Below are 14690 nucleotides of genomic sequence, written 5' to 3' on the forward strand. Positions count from 1 at the left end.
GGGTAAATGCTGGGTCCCTCCTCAGGGTAAATGCTGGGTCCCTCCTCAGGGTAAAGGCTGGGTCCCTCCTCAGGGTAAATGCTGGGTCCCTCCTCAGGGTAAATGCTGGGTCCCTCCTCAGGGTAAAGGCTGGGTCCCTTCTCAGGGTAAGCCTTAGGGTAAATTATACCTTATAAATAAAAATCTTGCAACAAGGCGGGGAAAAACGTATAATAGTCATAGTTAGGTTTTATGAAGGGGAAAGGCGTGGACGGAACTGTAATTTATAGGAGGGCGTGCCATGAAGCAACAGGAGAAGAAGGAGCAGGAATTTGATTTTATTAAAGAGAAAATAAAAGATAAACCGATCAACAGGCGGCGGCTGCTGGTTCGTGCAGGATATAACCTTCTCTGTGCTGTGATTTTCGGGATTGTGGCCTGTTTTGTTATTGTGCTGCTGAAGCCTTATTTGGAAGGATGGCTGTACCCGGAGGAGAAATCTACTATCAGTATTCCGAAGGATGATATACCTCAGGATGGGGAGAGCCAAGAGCAGGAAGCGGAGGCGACTCCCAGCCCCGTTCCGGCAGAACCGGAAACGGAACCCGTTGTAGTGCAGGCGGAATTGGAAATTGAAGATTATCAGGAACTGCAGAATAAGCTGTATGAAATTGGAAAAGAGGCTAATAAATCCATCGTGACTGTCACAGGCGTAACAAGCGGCATGGACTGGTTTAATACGCCTTATGAAAATGAGAACCGGGCAGCGGGAATCGTGATTGGAAATAATGGCCAGGAATTGTTAATTCTCACAGAAATTAAGGTAATTAAAGATGCTCAGGCAATCAGCATAACATTTATTGATGAAACAGTTGTTTCCGCTTTTCTGAGAAAATATGACGGGAATACAGGAATTGCCATTATCAATGTTCCGCTGACAGAAATACCAAAGGAAACCATGGAGCATATTGCAGTGGCTTCTCTGGGAAATTCTTACATGATTCAGCAGGGAACAACGGTGCTTGCCATTGGAAGTCCTCTGGGAGCAAATTATTCTATTCTATGCGGAACCATTACCTCCTTTCAGAATGAGGTTTCCACTATAGATAAAAATTACACAATATTTACTACGGATATCGTAGGGAGTGCAAATGGAAGCGGTGTGCTGATTAACCTGAAAGGGGAAATTGTGGGGCTGGTGCTGCAGGGCTACAGCAGTCAGAGTGACCGGAATACCATCACAGCATTATCCATTTCAGAACTGAAGCAGATTATAGAGGATTTGTCCAATAACAGAGATGTTCCTTATGTGGGGCTGCGTTTAAGTACTGTGACAGATGATATCGCAGGAGAATACAGTATACCCAAAGGCGTTTATATCAAATCCGTGGAACTGGATTCTCCGGCAATGGCGGCAGGTCTGCAAGAAGCGGATGTGATTGTCAGAATCAATGGGGAAGAGGTTGCCACAGTAGAGCAGTATAATCAGAAAATCTATGCGCTGAATCCGGAGGATACGGTGACTGTGACTGTCAAGAGACAGAATGGAGAAGAATATGCAGATCTGGAATGTGCAGTAGTGGTCGGTGTGCTGAAATAGTCAGGGTAATAAACAGCTAATATTGAAAGGGAAGAAGGAGTAAAGTTATGAAATATATAGAGGAATTGAGAGAAGGAGAGCGCGTCGGAAGCATCTACCTGTGCAAAGTAAAGCAGACAGCGCTGACAAAGGCGGGAAAACCTTACGAGTCACTGATTCTGCAGGATAAATCAGGAACCCTGGATGCCAAAATATGGGACCCCAATTCTCAGGGAATTGATGAATTTGAGGCATTGGATTATATTGATGTGGTGGGGGATGTCACAAGTTTTCAGGGGGCGCTGCAGTTAAATATTAAGCGCGTCCGCAAAGCACGGGAAGGAGAATATGATCCAAAGGAATATCTGCCTGTCAGTGAGAAGAATATTGATGAAATGTATCAGGAGCTTGTGGGATTTATCCAGGAGATGAAGAATCCTTATCTGAAAAAATTATGTGGTGTTTTTTTTCTGGAAGATAAACAATTTGAAAAAGATTTTAAATTTCACAGCGCTGCAAAAAATGTCCACCATGGCTATGTAGGCGGTCTGCTGGAGCATACCTTAAGCGTGACAAAGTTATGTCATTATTATACCCAGGCTTATCCTGTTTTGAATAAGGATTTGCTGTTGGCAGCGGCCATGTTTCATGATATCGGAAAACTTAAGGAGCTGTCTTCCTTTCCAGAAAATGACTATACGGACGCCGGACAGCTTCTGGGGCATATCATTATTGGAGAAGAATGGGTGGGAGAGCGAATTCGCACTATTCCGGGATTTCCGGTGAAGCTGGCCAATGAATTAAAGCACTGTATACTGGCGCACCACGGAGAACTGGAATACGGTTCGCCCAAAAAGCCTGCTATTGTGGAAGCGGTGGCTCTCAGCTTTGCAGATAATACGGATGCAAAAATGCAGACAATGAAGGAAGCTCTTGCTTCGGCCGGTGAAAATAACGGCTGGCTTGGGTACAACCGGCTTTTTGAATCAAATATACGAAAAACCAGCGGAGAATAGGGAAAATGCCCATGCACAAAAATGGCTGCATGGGTGTTTTTGATAAATAATTGTTTTTTAATTGCGTTCTGGCTAATACACTATCATTTTAACCAGTAGCTTAAGGAAGTTTTAGAATAATCGCAGTAAGGAATCAGCATATGAAAAATAAACAGAAAAAAAACGGGAAACAGAATTTTTCCAGGCAGGAAGAGCAATTCCTCTTTCAAAAAGATATGGAACTGGAACTTCTGATAGAAGATATGGGAACAGCAGGAGAAGGAATCGGAAAAAAAGACGGTGTAGCATTTTTTGTAAAGGATGCAGTGTTGGGCGATCTGGTTCTGGCAAAAGTTATGAAAATGAAGAAAAATTACGGATATGCCCGGCTGATTCAGGTATTGAAGCATTCTCCTTTTCGGACAGAACCCCGGTGTCCCTATTACCGTCAGTGCGGAGGCTGCCAGATTCAAGCTTTGGATTATCGGAAGCAGTTGGAATTTAAGGAAAATAAAGTGAAGAATAATCTGAAACGAATTGGCGGGTTTCGAATGGCGGAGGATCTTTTTCAGGAAAATAAACCAGAGAACAATCTGAGACGGACTGAAGATTCTCGGAGGAAGGAAGGTTTCTCTCAGAAAAATAACCGGGAACAGTTTGACGGTTTAAGAATGGAGGCGGGTTTTTCCCAGGAAGCAAAAAGGAAAAAGGAGGATGCAGTTTCAGTGGAAGAGCAGGACATTCCAGTGCTGCATCCCATTATTGGTATGGAAGAACCCTATCATTACAGGAATAAAGCACAGTTTCCCATTGGAACCGATAAAAATGGAAACATTGTCACAGGATTTTACGCGGCCCGCAGCCATACCATTATTCCAAATCGAAAATGTTATCTTGGCGCAGAAATTAATGAAAAAATACTTAATATCGTGATTTCATTTATGGAAGAAAATGGGATTTTGCCTTATCAGGAAGCAGCAGGTATAGGACTGGTGCGGCATGTGCTGATTCGCTGCGGCTTTGTGACAGGGGAAATCATGGTTTGCCTGGTGCTCAATGGAAGAGAATTGCCCTTTGCCGGGAAGCTGGTAGATAAACTACGAAATCTTTCAGGCATGACAAGCATTACATTTAATGTTAATGAGAAAGATACGAATGTGATTCTGGGGGATGAAATTATTACTCTATGGGGACAAAATTATATTACTGATTACATCGGAAATGTGAAATACCAGATTTCTCCCCTTTCTTTTTATCAGGTTAATCCTATTCAGACCCGTAGATTATATGAAACGGCTCTGGAGTATGCAGGACTTACCGGTACCGAAACTGTATGGGATCTGTACTGCGGAATCGGGACTATTTCATTGTTCTTAGCGCAGAAAGCGAAGCAGGTGTATGGAGTGGAGGTTGTGGAGCCTGCCATCTGGGATGCCAGAAATAATGCCAGAATAAACGGGATTGAAAATGTGGAATTCTTTGTGGGAAAGGCGGAAGAAGTACTGCCGGAATTCTATGAGAAAGGGTTCTCAGAGACAAGAGGAGGGAAGCCGGAAGGAATGATTGCTCTGGAAAGCGGGAAGGAATATGGAATGCGGCATCCAGATGTGATAGTGGTAGATCCGCCGCGGAAGGGCTGTGATGAGAAGTGCCTGGAGATTATCGTAAAAATGCAGCCGGAACGGGTGGTGTATGTGAGCTGTGACCCGGCTACGCTGGCCAGGGATTTGAAGTATTTGTGTGGGAGAGGCTATGAAGTGAGGGAGGTGCAGCCGGTGGATATGTTTCCGCAGGGGGTGCATGTGGAAACAGTCTGCCTTCTGTCGAGAAAAGCCCAATAAATCAAAGGATTTCGCCATTTTGGGAATAAAATAGATGTGTGTTTCTGTTTCCGTAGAGTGATGATATAACCGGATGTTTACCCCAGGGGATAGGCTTTGGGAAATGGGAGATATACATTTTGGCGAAAGGATACTTTTTCGCAAAAGTTGTTTCACGTCATGAGGATGAGAAGATGAGTAATGATTTTGAGAATTCACAGGAGTATAGGAAAGCACTTGAGATAGCTAAGAAGCAGGAAGAATTATATAAAAATGTTACGAAAGCGATATCTCCAGAAGCGTTAGCAAAATTTCAAGAACTCAGTAACAAATTAAGCGAATGGAAGAATTCACTTAATAATATGCCGGGGCTTCTAAAGTTTGCAGAAATGCTCAAAAATTATCAGCAAGAGGTCAGAGTAACTGAAGGTTTAACTGAAGCTGAGTTTGAAGAAAAATATAGATCTGAAATTGAGTGGAGTGAAAAGTTCGGAAAAAATGGTTGGGTTATTTCTGAGCATTCAAATCCTGCAGATATTAAAAATTGGGAACAATTATTACGCGAAGGGGAAGCAAAGGTAGCAGAGTTTTTTGACGGAGAAGATATTGTAATTCTTGATGTGATTATAGAGGGATTACAAGAAAAGTATGTTTCGGACGAGATACAGTTATATTTTAAGAATGGTATGCAAGCTTTTGAAAATGAAGATTATATGACTGCAGCTATGTACTTGCTTGCATTACTTGATAATAGAGTGAATAAATTAGTTGATTTTCCGAACCAACATATGAGTTACAAAGTTAAATATTCTAATAGTGGCTTTGCAAATCAAATGGCCGAGGATTTTAGACAGCTTACCGAAAAACGAGGATTTATGTCAAAGAAAATATACTTTTTGGAAATGTATCCTTCGTTAATTGCATATTTGAATAGGATATTTATAGATGGCTCATACAAGTTCGAAAAAGGTATAGAACCTCCGTATTTGAATAGGAATTGGTTAATGCATGGTCGAATGAATAGAAGCATTGAAAGATATGAATGTATACAGATTTTGAATGCACTAAGTGTTATCGAGTTCATGTTTGGAGATAGGTAAGGAGCATTACGAATGAATAAAAGAGATGATTTTTCGCAAAAAACTATAGATACGTTGTGTGAAAGAGTGGGAGGAAAGTGTTCTAATCCAAATTGTAGAAGAGAAACAAAAGGTCCCCACAGCAATCCACAAAAAAGAGTATCAATTGGTGAGGCGGCACATATAACTGCGGCAGCTGAAGGCGGACCAAGATACAATCCGGACTTGACGCCAGAGGAGAGAAGTAGTATAGAAAATGGAATTTGGTTATGTAGGTCTTGTGCCAGATTGATAGATAGTGATGAAAGGGTATATTCGATAGAATTACTGAGAATGTGGAAGTATGCAGCTGAATACGAACAATCTTGCATTATTAATCAGACAGATAATTGGTTAAAAACAAACGTTGTATTTGAAAATAGAAAAAATATAGCGTGTAGGAAGGCAAAAGAAGCATTAGATAATTTGCACGGTATATTGCAATACGCATATGAATATTGGAAACATAATTTTGAAAATCGACATTATGGCTCATTTTTGGAAAATGAGCTGATGGAACATTGGGTTTTATATGAAGATGACTTAAGAAGAATTTATACATTTCAAGAGAAAAGAGTGCTTTTGAATGAGGTATTATTGGAGTATTCACTGGATTTAGGACCGGAGATATGTAAAGAAATAAATAATTATTGCAATTATTTGAATTTCTCTTATCAAAGTGATACTTGTGGTCTATATGATAATTATTGGAGATGCTTTTTTGAAATGTTGTCTACTTGTTTTGATATTTTAGTGGGTATCAAGAACAATGTTGATGACATATTATACCGACAATATTCTGTATAATAAGGGGATAAAATCATTACCCCACTTTGAAAACCTATTGCATACTTTCACTATGCAGTATAAAATCAAAGTTCAGGGGAATATTGAAACCGTCTGTCTGCTTTCAAGGAAACCTTGATTTTCTGCGGTTTGTGGGATATTAAGGAGCAAAAATGGATGTGTGTTTTGTAGCCTTATGAATGAATCATTTGAATATCGTAGCAGAGGGGTGTTTTGAGACTCTGCTGAATAATAGGCCTTTGCTAAAAGGTATTACTTTTGCGAAAATGTATGATACCCTCCGGCAGAAGCCTTTTTATATAAAGATAACTTGACTTCTAAATCTTACTGATGTAATATTTGCATGGATGTAACAGCCGCTCAAAAGGAAAATTTTTTTACATTGAAATCTTACACATGTAATAAAAGGAGGGTTGAGAAGATGGTTGTATTTAGAATGTTGATGTAAAAATTGTTCGTGGATTAGGAAGTAAAAGTTAAAAGAAGTTACAGAAGAAAGGAAGATTTTGTGATGAAACTAAAACGATGTATGATAATGGGTATAACTGCTTGCTTGATTATAGGAAGTATGTCAGGATGCAGTTCAAAAGAGAATGGAAACAGCCAATCAAATCAAAAGGAACAGACAATACAGACTAATCAAACCGAAGAAGAAATAAGTGAAAACGAGGATGTGAAGAATGAAGAGGAACTGCAGCCGACAACAGTCACTGTAGATTATGCGGAAGCGTTTCAATCAATCCAAGGGTGTGCAGTTATTTTGAATTCAGAAAATAATACATATACTTTTTATAATGAAGACAAATGCAGAACGAGGGTATCTCCTAATTCTTCGTTCAAAGTAATCTCAGCCTTAATAGGAATTCATAATCAAGTGATAACGTCAGAGGATAGTAAAATGGAGTATGATGGAATGAATTACCCAGTTGATGCATGGAATGCCGATTTAAGACTGGAGGATGCATTTCGAAGTTCTTGCATTTGGTACTTTAGAAAAGTAATAGATGAGGTGGGACAAGAAACAATTCAAGAGGAATTAAACAAATTGGATTATGGAAATTGTGACATATCTGAATGGAGTGGAAGTGGTGTGAACTCTTTCCCAGAACTTAATGGTTTTTGGATTGAATCATCTTTGATGATTTCTCCAATAGAGCAGGTGGAAGTTTTGCATAAGATTATGGAAGGGGAAACTATATATACAAAATCAGAGATAGAAATTCTAAAAAGCATTATGTTACTTGAGGCTAGTGATTCAAAAAAAATATATGGAAAAACAGGAACGGGAACAGACGGTACAGCATGGTTCATCGGTTTTGTCGAAAAAGAAAATACTAATATATATTTTGCTATATATTTAGATGATGATTCTTCGAATGAAATTAGTGGGATAAAAGCACAGGAAATAGCATTTAATATCCTAGAGGAGTAATCAAGAGAAGTTAAGATTTTACTATGTGTTGCTGGTATACTTATTGCAATGATAGCTGCACATTGGCTTTGCTTCGTTTATGAGACGGATTATAAAAAGACAGAAGGTAAAGGGTCAAAGTGTTTCATTTGACCCTTTACCTTTTTTCAATACCAGATATTCATGTCTGATAATATAGATAGAGCAATATCAGATGCTTTGCTTCCGGTAGCATTTTCAGTGGCTCCGATATTTAAGGCAAAGAAATATGTATTATCTGAAGTTTCGACATAGCCAATGAACCATCCGCTTATGTTCTCTCCATTAATATTTCCTGTTCCGGTTTTGCCGTATAGGTTACCGTCAGCAGTGGAAGAAAGTAATAAGGCATTCTTTACAGTCTGAATATTATCTGCATCAAAATTAAAGTCATTGATGTACAGTCGTTGGAGCATTTCGACCTGCTCAATAGGAGAAATTTTGAGGGAAGATTCTGCCCAAAAGGAAGAAACACCACCTGACAGGTCATGATTGCCATAATTAATATATGTATAGAAGTCTTCTAAAGTTTTTAATCCGGCAACTTGGTCTAATGATTGAAAGTACCAATTGACAGAGTTTTGAAATGCTGTAGTAAGGTTTTGATTGGCATTCCACTCTGCAATAGGGTATTCTTGCCCATTCCATGTCATTTCGCTTGAAGCCGAAGTTATATATCTGTTTTCCAAACCTAACAGGGCACTGTATATTTTATATGTCGAATCCGGTGAAATTCGTTTTTGTGCCATTACTTTGTTATAAATTTGCCAACTGTCGGTAGTTGCATCAAACAGGACAAAACAACCTTGATAATCGTTAAAATATGATGATAAATCAATATAAGAAATATTGCTGTCGTTTTTATTTATTTGATAGGTGTTTTCTATTTCTATTGCAGCATTGACAGAAAGCATGGGCATAAATGTTAACAAAAGGCAGGCGATCAGAAAATAGGAGCAAACGCCCTTTACTCTTTTTATAAATGTCGGCTTTTCATAAGAGGCAATGTTGATAATTCTCCGTTTCATCTGCTCCATGTTTCCACCAAGGCCGGCAGCAAACGGAAAAGGAGTAAGTGAAACCTTCTCTGCAAAGTTAATCAATGTATTGCCATAACCTTCGTAAGCATCCTCTTCAAGCATTTTCAAAACGGAAGTGTCACAGGCAACCTCTCTGTCATTACGCATTTCTTTCAGTGCGTACCAGACAAGAGGATTGAACCAATATATTACTCCGGTAAGGTTCATCAGATAACTGGCAATAGCATCTTTGTGCTTATAGTGCTGCAGTTCGTGCAACAGCATATACCGCATATCGGATTCGTTGTAATCAGAAATCAGATGAATCGGCAGATAAATACACGGTTTCAAAAGTCCCACAATAATCGGAGATTTCAAAAATGCAGTACTGTAGATAGGGATATTTCTGTGAATTCCCATTTCCTCCAAACATCGATAATATAGTCTGCGTACTTCCGGGTTCTGAAGGGGAAGTGCAGATTTCTCCAAATTGCGTAGGCGGAGTGAGGATTTGATTACTAATATAATCATTGCAAAAATGCCTACAATCCATATCCCCAATAATATGTATCCGGCAATGGATGGTGTCTCGCTATTTACAGAAAGTGCGAAATCATTCATCCAGTCTGTATTTCCGGTCGGATGAATTCCCACAGCTTCTCCCATAGCGGTTGAGGTACCAGAAGCAGGAGAGCTTCTTAAGCTACCAAGCCACGAGAAGATTTGTGGAAATCCGATGGGACGGAACGGTATAAAGGGAACTGCCAGCAACCCAAGAAGCAGGAACCACAGATTATACTGCATCCGGCTGGACAGGTTGTTTTTGAATATCCGCTTGGCTATCAAAAGAATTCCGATGATACCGCTGATAAATACATTGCATATTAAAAAGCGTATCATAAAATTAGCCACGTTAATTTCCTCCTTTTTTTGACCTCTTGGAAAGAAGGGAACGTAGGGTGTCTATTTCTGTTTCAGACAGTCTGTCATTTTCTATATAGGCAGACAGCATGGCAGTGATATCCCCGTCATAGTATCGTTCCAGAAAAGAGTTGCTTTCCTGGCCGATGTATTCGCTTTCTTTCACGACTGGGGTATAAACAAACACTCGGCTCTGTTTTTCATAAGTCAGAACGCCTTTTGTTACGAGACGTTTGATTAAAGTCTGTATCGTCTTAGGACTCCAGCTTGTGGTCTGTAATAATTTATCTGTTATTTCATTGGTACTGATCGGCGCATGTTTCCATACGATTTTCATAACTTCAAATTCAGCTTCAGAAATCTGTGGTAAATCGCTCATTTCAAATCCCTCCTTAAATCTTACGGCTGTAATAAATATATTATAGACGTTATTTATGTGGTTGTCAATTTCAGAAAAAACATATTGACTTGAAATCTTACTTGTGTAATAATTGAAATATTACAAGAGTAAGATTTGGAGATGGCAACAAAAAGAAAAGAACCAGAATCACAACGGATTAGCTGGTTCCTTTACTCGTTTGAATTACCTCTTTTATGTATGAGTGCTAAGAGGTATTCAATTGCTGGAAGAATCTCGGCTGCCTCTTGCTCATCACATTCCTGTAGCATCAATAACAGTTTTTGTTTTTTCACCCCATCCGTAGCAGTGTCAGGGTGGAAAATACGGTCTGCAGGAATGTGTAAATAAGCGATGATCTGGCACAATACTTCGAACTTGGGATTACCACGGTCGTTTTCAATATTTAGTATTGTACGCTCATCACAACCTATTTGTTCAGCTAATGCTGCTTGAGATAGATGGGCTTCTTCTCTGGCAGCCCGGACTACCTTCGCAAGATTTTTTACATAGTCATGCATTACAATTCACCTCAGTGCTAGTTTACACTACAGGGTAAATATTATGAATTACAATAGAGTACAGGTGTAAGATGAAACAAACTACACCATAAAAGGAGAAATTACATGGAAGCAAGGAAACAGCACAGAATACGATGTTTGTTGAAGTTACTGAAATTTGTTCATGGATAAAAACGCATTGATAGGTGTATCGCAATTCACAGAACGATAGAATTGCGATACACCTATTTTATATTTCAAGAGAAAACAAAAAGGAGGCTCATGATGAAAGAGATGGAAGCAAAGACAGAAAACAGATATGAGTACAGAAAACCACAGGAAAAGAGGAAACAGATGATAGCACCGGATTTATTTGAATTTGCATATGTACCGGATTGGTACGGACATTTAGCGGAACTGGAGAGATTGGCATTGCCGGAATCATGGAAGTTCCGAAAGCCGAGCCGGGAAACAAAGAATGCAGACACCCCCATTTTAGAACGTTACATACATACAATTTTTCGCAAGCAGGTTATTGACTTTAATTCAGAAAGTGATCCAAGAAAAGCAGACAGTATTTTTCATTTGGAAAACGAATGTGTCTGCTTCCATACTGGATTATACACACCTCAGTACAAGGGGATTTATGGTTATTTTGAAAGAAACAATTTTTCGGATTCTTTAAGAGATTGGTATTTTAGAGGTTTTTGTGATGAACTGTCTCCAAAGTTAAGATACATCGAGCCATTACCACAAAAGCCCGTCTATCATATGGCGCAGAGTGGCATTAACTTTAATCCAGAGTGGCCTATAAGAGTAAACGTAAATCACATATTGGGAGATGAAGAGAACCTGGAGCGTATTCCGGCTAAAATTCGGAAGGTGAAGAATCTGCCGCTATTGTTTGAAACAGCAGTAGAACTTGGGAGAAGGAAGTCGGTAATTGAACCGGGGCTTGTAGTCCCACAGGGATATCAGGGGAGAGTGCAGTATCTTCTTCCAGTTTATCTGACGAATATGCAGAAACCTGACCTTGCCATGACACTGACGGTTATGGATGGGTACTATTTGGGTAATACCTGTCTGACGTTGGAGATGGCATATTTGAATGCGAGAGTAGTTGCAAGGCCAATGGCTCCGTGGCTTACGGAACTCGTAAAATAGGAAAACAGTACATAGAAACATGGATTGAATGGAACACCCGACAAGATGCAATAGCTGAATTGCGCCTTGTCGGGTGTTTTTCGCTTAAAGGATGATGGACAGGCTTCCTCTCTGCTGCTGAAAAAAATCTCAAAAAGTTTTTTAAATAGGAAATGAACCTTCCTATTTAACTCTTATGATGATGCCACAAAGCAGAGGAAAGGAGGTGGGCAAGTGTTGAAAGCGAATGAACGCAGGCAGAAGATATTGGAAATTCTGTGTGTGCGCCGTCAGGAAACGATGGAAAATCTGGCACAGGAATTCAATGTTACAACTCGTACAATTCGGAGTGATATTGAAGAATTGACACTTGCCCACCCGATTGAAACCGTGCGTGGCAGATATGGTGGAGGCGTCAGGGTTGCAGATGGCTATTATCTTGGACGTAAGTATTTAAAACCAGATCAGCAGGAACTGTTGAAGCGGCTTTCAGAAAATTTAACAGGCGAAGACCTCGCTACGATGAACAGTATCCTTTCCGAATTTGCTTTGACAAAAAGGGCAGAGAAATAAGTCTTGTCTGAAAGATGGAGGTGAAAGGATTTGGAAAGGGTGTTTATCTGCAGTCCGTTCCGGGGAGCGGAAGAAAAGAATGTGGAGCTTGCCAGAAAATATGCCAGATTTGCTTATGAAAAAGGCTGTCTTCCGGTAGTGCCTCATTTGTATTTTCCACAGTTCCTAAAGGAAAGTGATGTTCAGGAACGGATGGCAGGGATTCAGTTTGGACTTTCATTGTTGAAAGAGTGCCGGGAAGTATGGGTATTTGGAGAAGTGATGAGTGAAGGCATGTGTATAGAGATTGCGGAAGCTGACCATGCAGGAATTCCCATCCGGTATTTCACAAAGCAAAACGGAGAATTTGTGGAAAGGAGCAGTTTATGAGCGAGGAATTGTTGAAAATTGCAGATGGTCTTTTGGCGGTTTCGGAAGGAGTCCGTGCCCTCGCAGGAAAGGCACATTCATGTAATTGTAGTAAAAATCAGGAAGAAGGACGAGGGCAGAAGGATGAAGAAAGCGGAAATGAGAAGAGTCAGGAGAAACAAGAGAATGCCGTTACCATTGAACAGGTCCGTGCGGTCATGGCATCCAAATCGCAGGATGGAAAAACGCAGCAGGTCAAAGCACTGATTCAAAAGTATGGGGCAGATAAGTTATCCGGGGTACAGCCGGAGAAATATGCAGATTTGCTTCGTGATGCAAAGGCTCTTTAATGGGACAGCATGCGATATTATCCGCATCTGCCTCCAAACGATGGATGAACTGTACCCCATCTGCATTATTGGAGAAGCAGTTTGCGGACGAGGAAAGTATCTACGCAGCGGAGGGAACTGCTGCCCATGCTCTTGCAGAGCATAAGTTGAAACGGTTTCTTAAGAAGCGTTCCAAACGTCCGGTATCTGATTATGACTGTGATGAGATGGAAGAATGCACAGATGATTATGTGTCCTTTGCGATGGAGCAGATTGAAAAGGCGAAACAGTCATGCAGTGATCCGGTAGTGATGATTGAACAGAGACTGGACTTTTCCAGATGGGTGCCGGAAGGATTCGGTACCGGAGATTTGGTCATCGTAGCTGATGATACTTTATACATTGTGGATTTGAAGTACGGAAAGGGTATTGCTGTATCTGCAGAATGGAATCCACAGATGCTTTTATATTCTTTGGGAGCATTGGAACTGTTCGATTCCCTGTATGACATTGAAAAGGTCAACATGACCATCCACCAGCCGAGACTGGAAAATGTCAGCAACTTTGAAATTACGGTTCATGACCTCATGGAATGGGCAGAGCAGGAGTTGATGCCGAAGGCAGAGATGGCAGCCAAAGGCGAAGGAGAGTTTGCAGTTGGAGATTGGTGTCGTTTCTGTAAAGCGAAAAATACCTGCCGTGCCAGAGCAGAAGAATATTTGCGATTGGCACGAATGGAGTTTAAACCACCGGAACTTTTATCAGAGGAAGAAATCGCAGAGGTTTTGAAGGTGGCGGATGAACTTGCCAAGTGGTCTGCAGATGTTTATGCCTATGCACAGGATGAAGCGATTACACACGGAAGGGTATGGAACGGATTCAAACTGGTAGAAGGCAGAAGTAACCGTAAATATGTCAACGAAGAGGAAGTGGCTGATGCTGCAAAAGCAGCCGGATATGAGGACATTTACAAGAAGTCTCTGATTGGTATTACGGAAATGGAGAAGCTGATGGGCAAAAAAGATTTTCAGAAGATACTGGGCAGTCTGGTGTATAAGCCGCAGGGCAAAATTACCTTGGTACCGGAATCCGATAAGAGACCACCAATTCAAACAGAAACCGCTGAGGCGGATTTTAAGGAGGATGAATAAATGAGCAAAAATGAAACACCGACCAAAGTAATCGTACCGTGCAGATTTTCTTATCTGCATTGTTGGGAGCCGGAAGCAATCAATGGCGGCGAGCCGAAGTACAGCGTGTCTGCCATTATCCCGAAGTCTGATAAGGAAACCATTAAAAAGATTCAGGCAGCGGTGGAAGCTGCAAAGCAAGAATCTTTGTCAAAGTGGGGTGGCAAGATTCCACCGAATCTGAAGCTTCCTTTGCGTGATGGTGACATTGACAGACCGGAGGATGAAACATACAAAGGCTGTTATTTCTTTAATGCCAACAGCAGACAGGCACCACAGGTGGTTGATAAGCAGGTACAGCCAATCCTGGATCAGACAGAAGTGTATTCCGGCTGTTACGGAAGAATCAGTGTAAACTTCTATGGCTACAACAGCAATGGCAACCGTGGTGTGGCAGCAGGACTTGGAAACATCCAGAAGTTGAAAGACGGAGAGGCACTCAGCAGCCGTACCAATGCAGAGGATGATTTTGAAGCAGTAGAGGATGAAGATTTCCTCGGCTAATGATAAGGGCGGTGTATG

General features: G+C 40.8%; 15 protein-coding genes. 12 read left to right on the forward strand and 3 right to left on the reverse strand.

Translation table 11 applies throughout. From position 1 onward, the window contains the following. Positions 1-280: 280 nt before the first annotated feature. The 6 genes from E5329_RS14995 (at position 281) to E5329_RS15020 (ending at position 7730) form a co-directional block, all read left to right on the forward strand. Entirely contained in the window at positions 281-1579 is a 1299-nt protein-coding gene (locus tag E5329_RS14995; RefSeq protein WP_135990320.1) for a S1C family serine protease, read from the forward strand. Positions 1580-1626: 47 nt separating this feature from the next. Then, positions 1627-2574, forward strand: a complete 948-nt coding sequence (locus tag E5329_RS15000) for a 3'-5' exoribonuclease YhaM family protein (protein ID WP_135990321.1) — start codon at positions 1627-1629, stop codon at positions 2572-2574. 215 nt (positions 2575-2789) lie between these two features. Continuing rightward, positions 2790-4394, forward strand: coding sequence for a 23S rRNA (uracil(1939)-C(5))-methyltransferase RlmD (rlmD, locus tag E5329_RS15005; protein WP_135990360.1), 1605 nt, complete (start codon positions 2790-2792; stop codon positions 4392-4394). Between the two features lie 119 nt (positions 4395-4513). Beyond that, positions 4514-5473, forward strand: a complete 960-nt coding sequence (locus E5329_RS15010) for a hypothetical protein (protein ID WP_135990322.1) — start codon at positions 4514-4516, stop codon at positions 5471-5473. A gap of 12 nt (positions 5474-5485) precedes the next feature. Beyond that, complete coding sequence (locus tag E5329_RS15015) at positions 5486-6298, forward strand: hypothetical protein (protein ID WP_135990323.1); 813 nt, start codon at positions 5486-5488, stop codon at positions 6296-6298. A 511-nt stretch (positions 6299-6809) separates the two neighbouring features. Continuing rightward, positions 6810-7730 carry a penicillin-binding transpeptidase domain-containing protein gene (locus E5329_RS15020; protein WP_022113188.1) on the forward strand — a complete coding sequence of 307 codons (921 nt, stop codon included), beginning with the start codon at positions 6810-6812 and terminating at the stop codon, positions 7728-7730. A 146-nt stretch (positions 7731-7876) separates the two neighbouring features. Here the strand turns inward: E5329_RS15020 and E5329_RS15025 are convergent, their stop codons facing one another. The 3 genes from E5329_RS15025 to E5329_RS15035 all read right to left on the reverse strand — a co-directional run bounded on the left by E5329_RS15025 (position 7877) and on the right by E5329_RS15035 (position 10606). Then, complete coding sequence (locus E5329_RS15025) at positions 7877-9679, reverse strand: BlaR1 family beta-lactam sensor/signal transducer (RefSeq protein WP_135990324.1); 1803 nt, start codon at positions 9677-9679, stop codon at positions 7877-7879. Between the two features lies 1 nt (position 9680). Next, positions 9681-10067 (reverse strand): BlaI/MecI/CopY family transcriptional regulator, encoded by a 387-nt coding sequence (locus tag E5329_RS15030; RefSeq protein ID WP_004059103.1) that lies wholly within the window; start codon positions 10065-10067, stop codon positions 9681-9683. 191 nt (positions 10068-10258) lie between these two features. Then, positions 10259-10606 carry a helix-turn-helix transcriptional regulator gene (locus tag E5329_RS15035; protein ID WP_135990325.1) on the reverse strand — a complete coding sequence of 116 codons (348 nt, stop codon included), beginning with the start codon at positions 10604-10606 and terminating at the stop codon, positions 10259-10261. A gap of 261 nt (positions 10607-10867) precedes the next feature. On the opposite strand from E5329_RS15035, the gene E5329_RS15040 reads away from it, so the two are divergent. The 6 genes from E5329_RS15040 (at position 10868) to E5329_RS15065 (ending at position 14672) form a co-directional block, all read left to right on the forward strand. After that, positions 10868-11749, forward strand: a complete 882-nt coding sequence (locus tag E5329_RS15040; protein WP_244092970.1) for a DUF3825 domain-containing protein — start codon at positions 10868-10870, stop codon at positions 11747-11749. A gap of 213 nt (positions 11750-11962) precedes the next feature. Next, a complete protein-coding gene (locus tag E5329_RS15045) occupies positions 11963-12301 on the forward strand; it encodes an HTH domain-containing protein (RefSeq protein ID WP_330572195.1) in 339 nt (112 codons plus the stop codon). A 39-nt stretch (positions 12302-12340) separates the two neighbouring features. Next, the gene (locus E5329_RS15050) at positions 12341-12670 is read left to right on the forward strand and encodes a DUF7768 domain-containing protein (protein WP_243095801.1); all 330 of its coding nucleotides are present in this window, start codon (positions 12341-12343) and stop codon (positions 12668-12670) included. Next, positions 12667-12999, forward strand: coding sequence for a hypothetical protein (locus E5329_RS15055; protein WP_118412313.1), 333 nt, complete (start codon positions 12667-12669; stop codon positions 12997-12999). The genes E5329_RS15050 and E5329_RS15055 overlap by 4 nt, the downstream gene beginning before the upstream one ends. Further along, the gene (locus tag E5329_RS15060) at positions 12999-14129 is read left to right on the forward strand and encodes a DUF2800 domain-containing protein (protein ID WP_135990326.1); all 1131 of its coding nucleotides are present in this window, start codon (positions 12999-13001) and stop codon (positions 14127-14129) included. The genes E5329_RS15055 and E5329_RS15060 overlap by 1 nt, the downstream gene beginning before the upstream one ends. Beyond that, complete coding sequence (locus tag E5329_RS15065; protein ID WP_135990327.1) at positions 14130-14672, forward strand: DUF2815 family protein; 543 nt, start codon at positions 14130-14132, stop codon at positions 14670-14672. It begins immediately after the preceding gene. Positions 14673-14690: the final 18 nt, after the last annotated feature.

The sequence above is a fragment of the Petralouisia muris genome (assembly GCF_004793545.1).
GTDB classification, from domain to species: domain Bacteria; phylum Bacillota; class Clostridia; order Lachnospirales; family Lachnospiraceae; genus Petralouisia; species Petralouisia muris.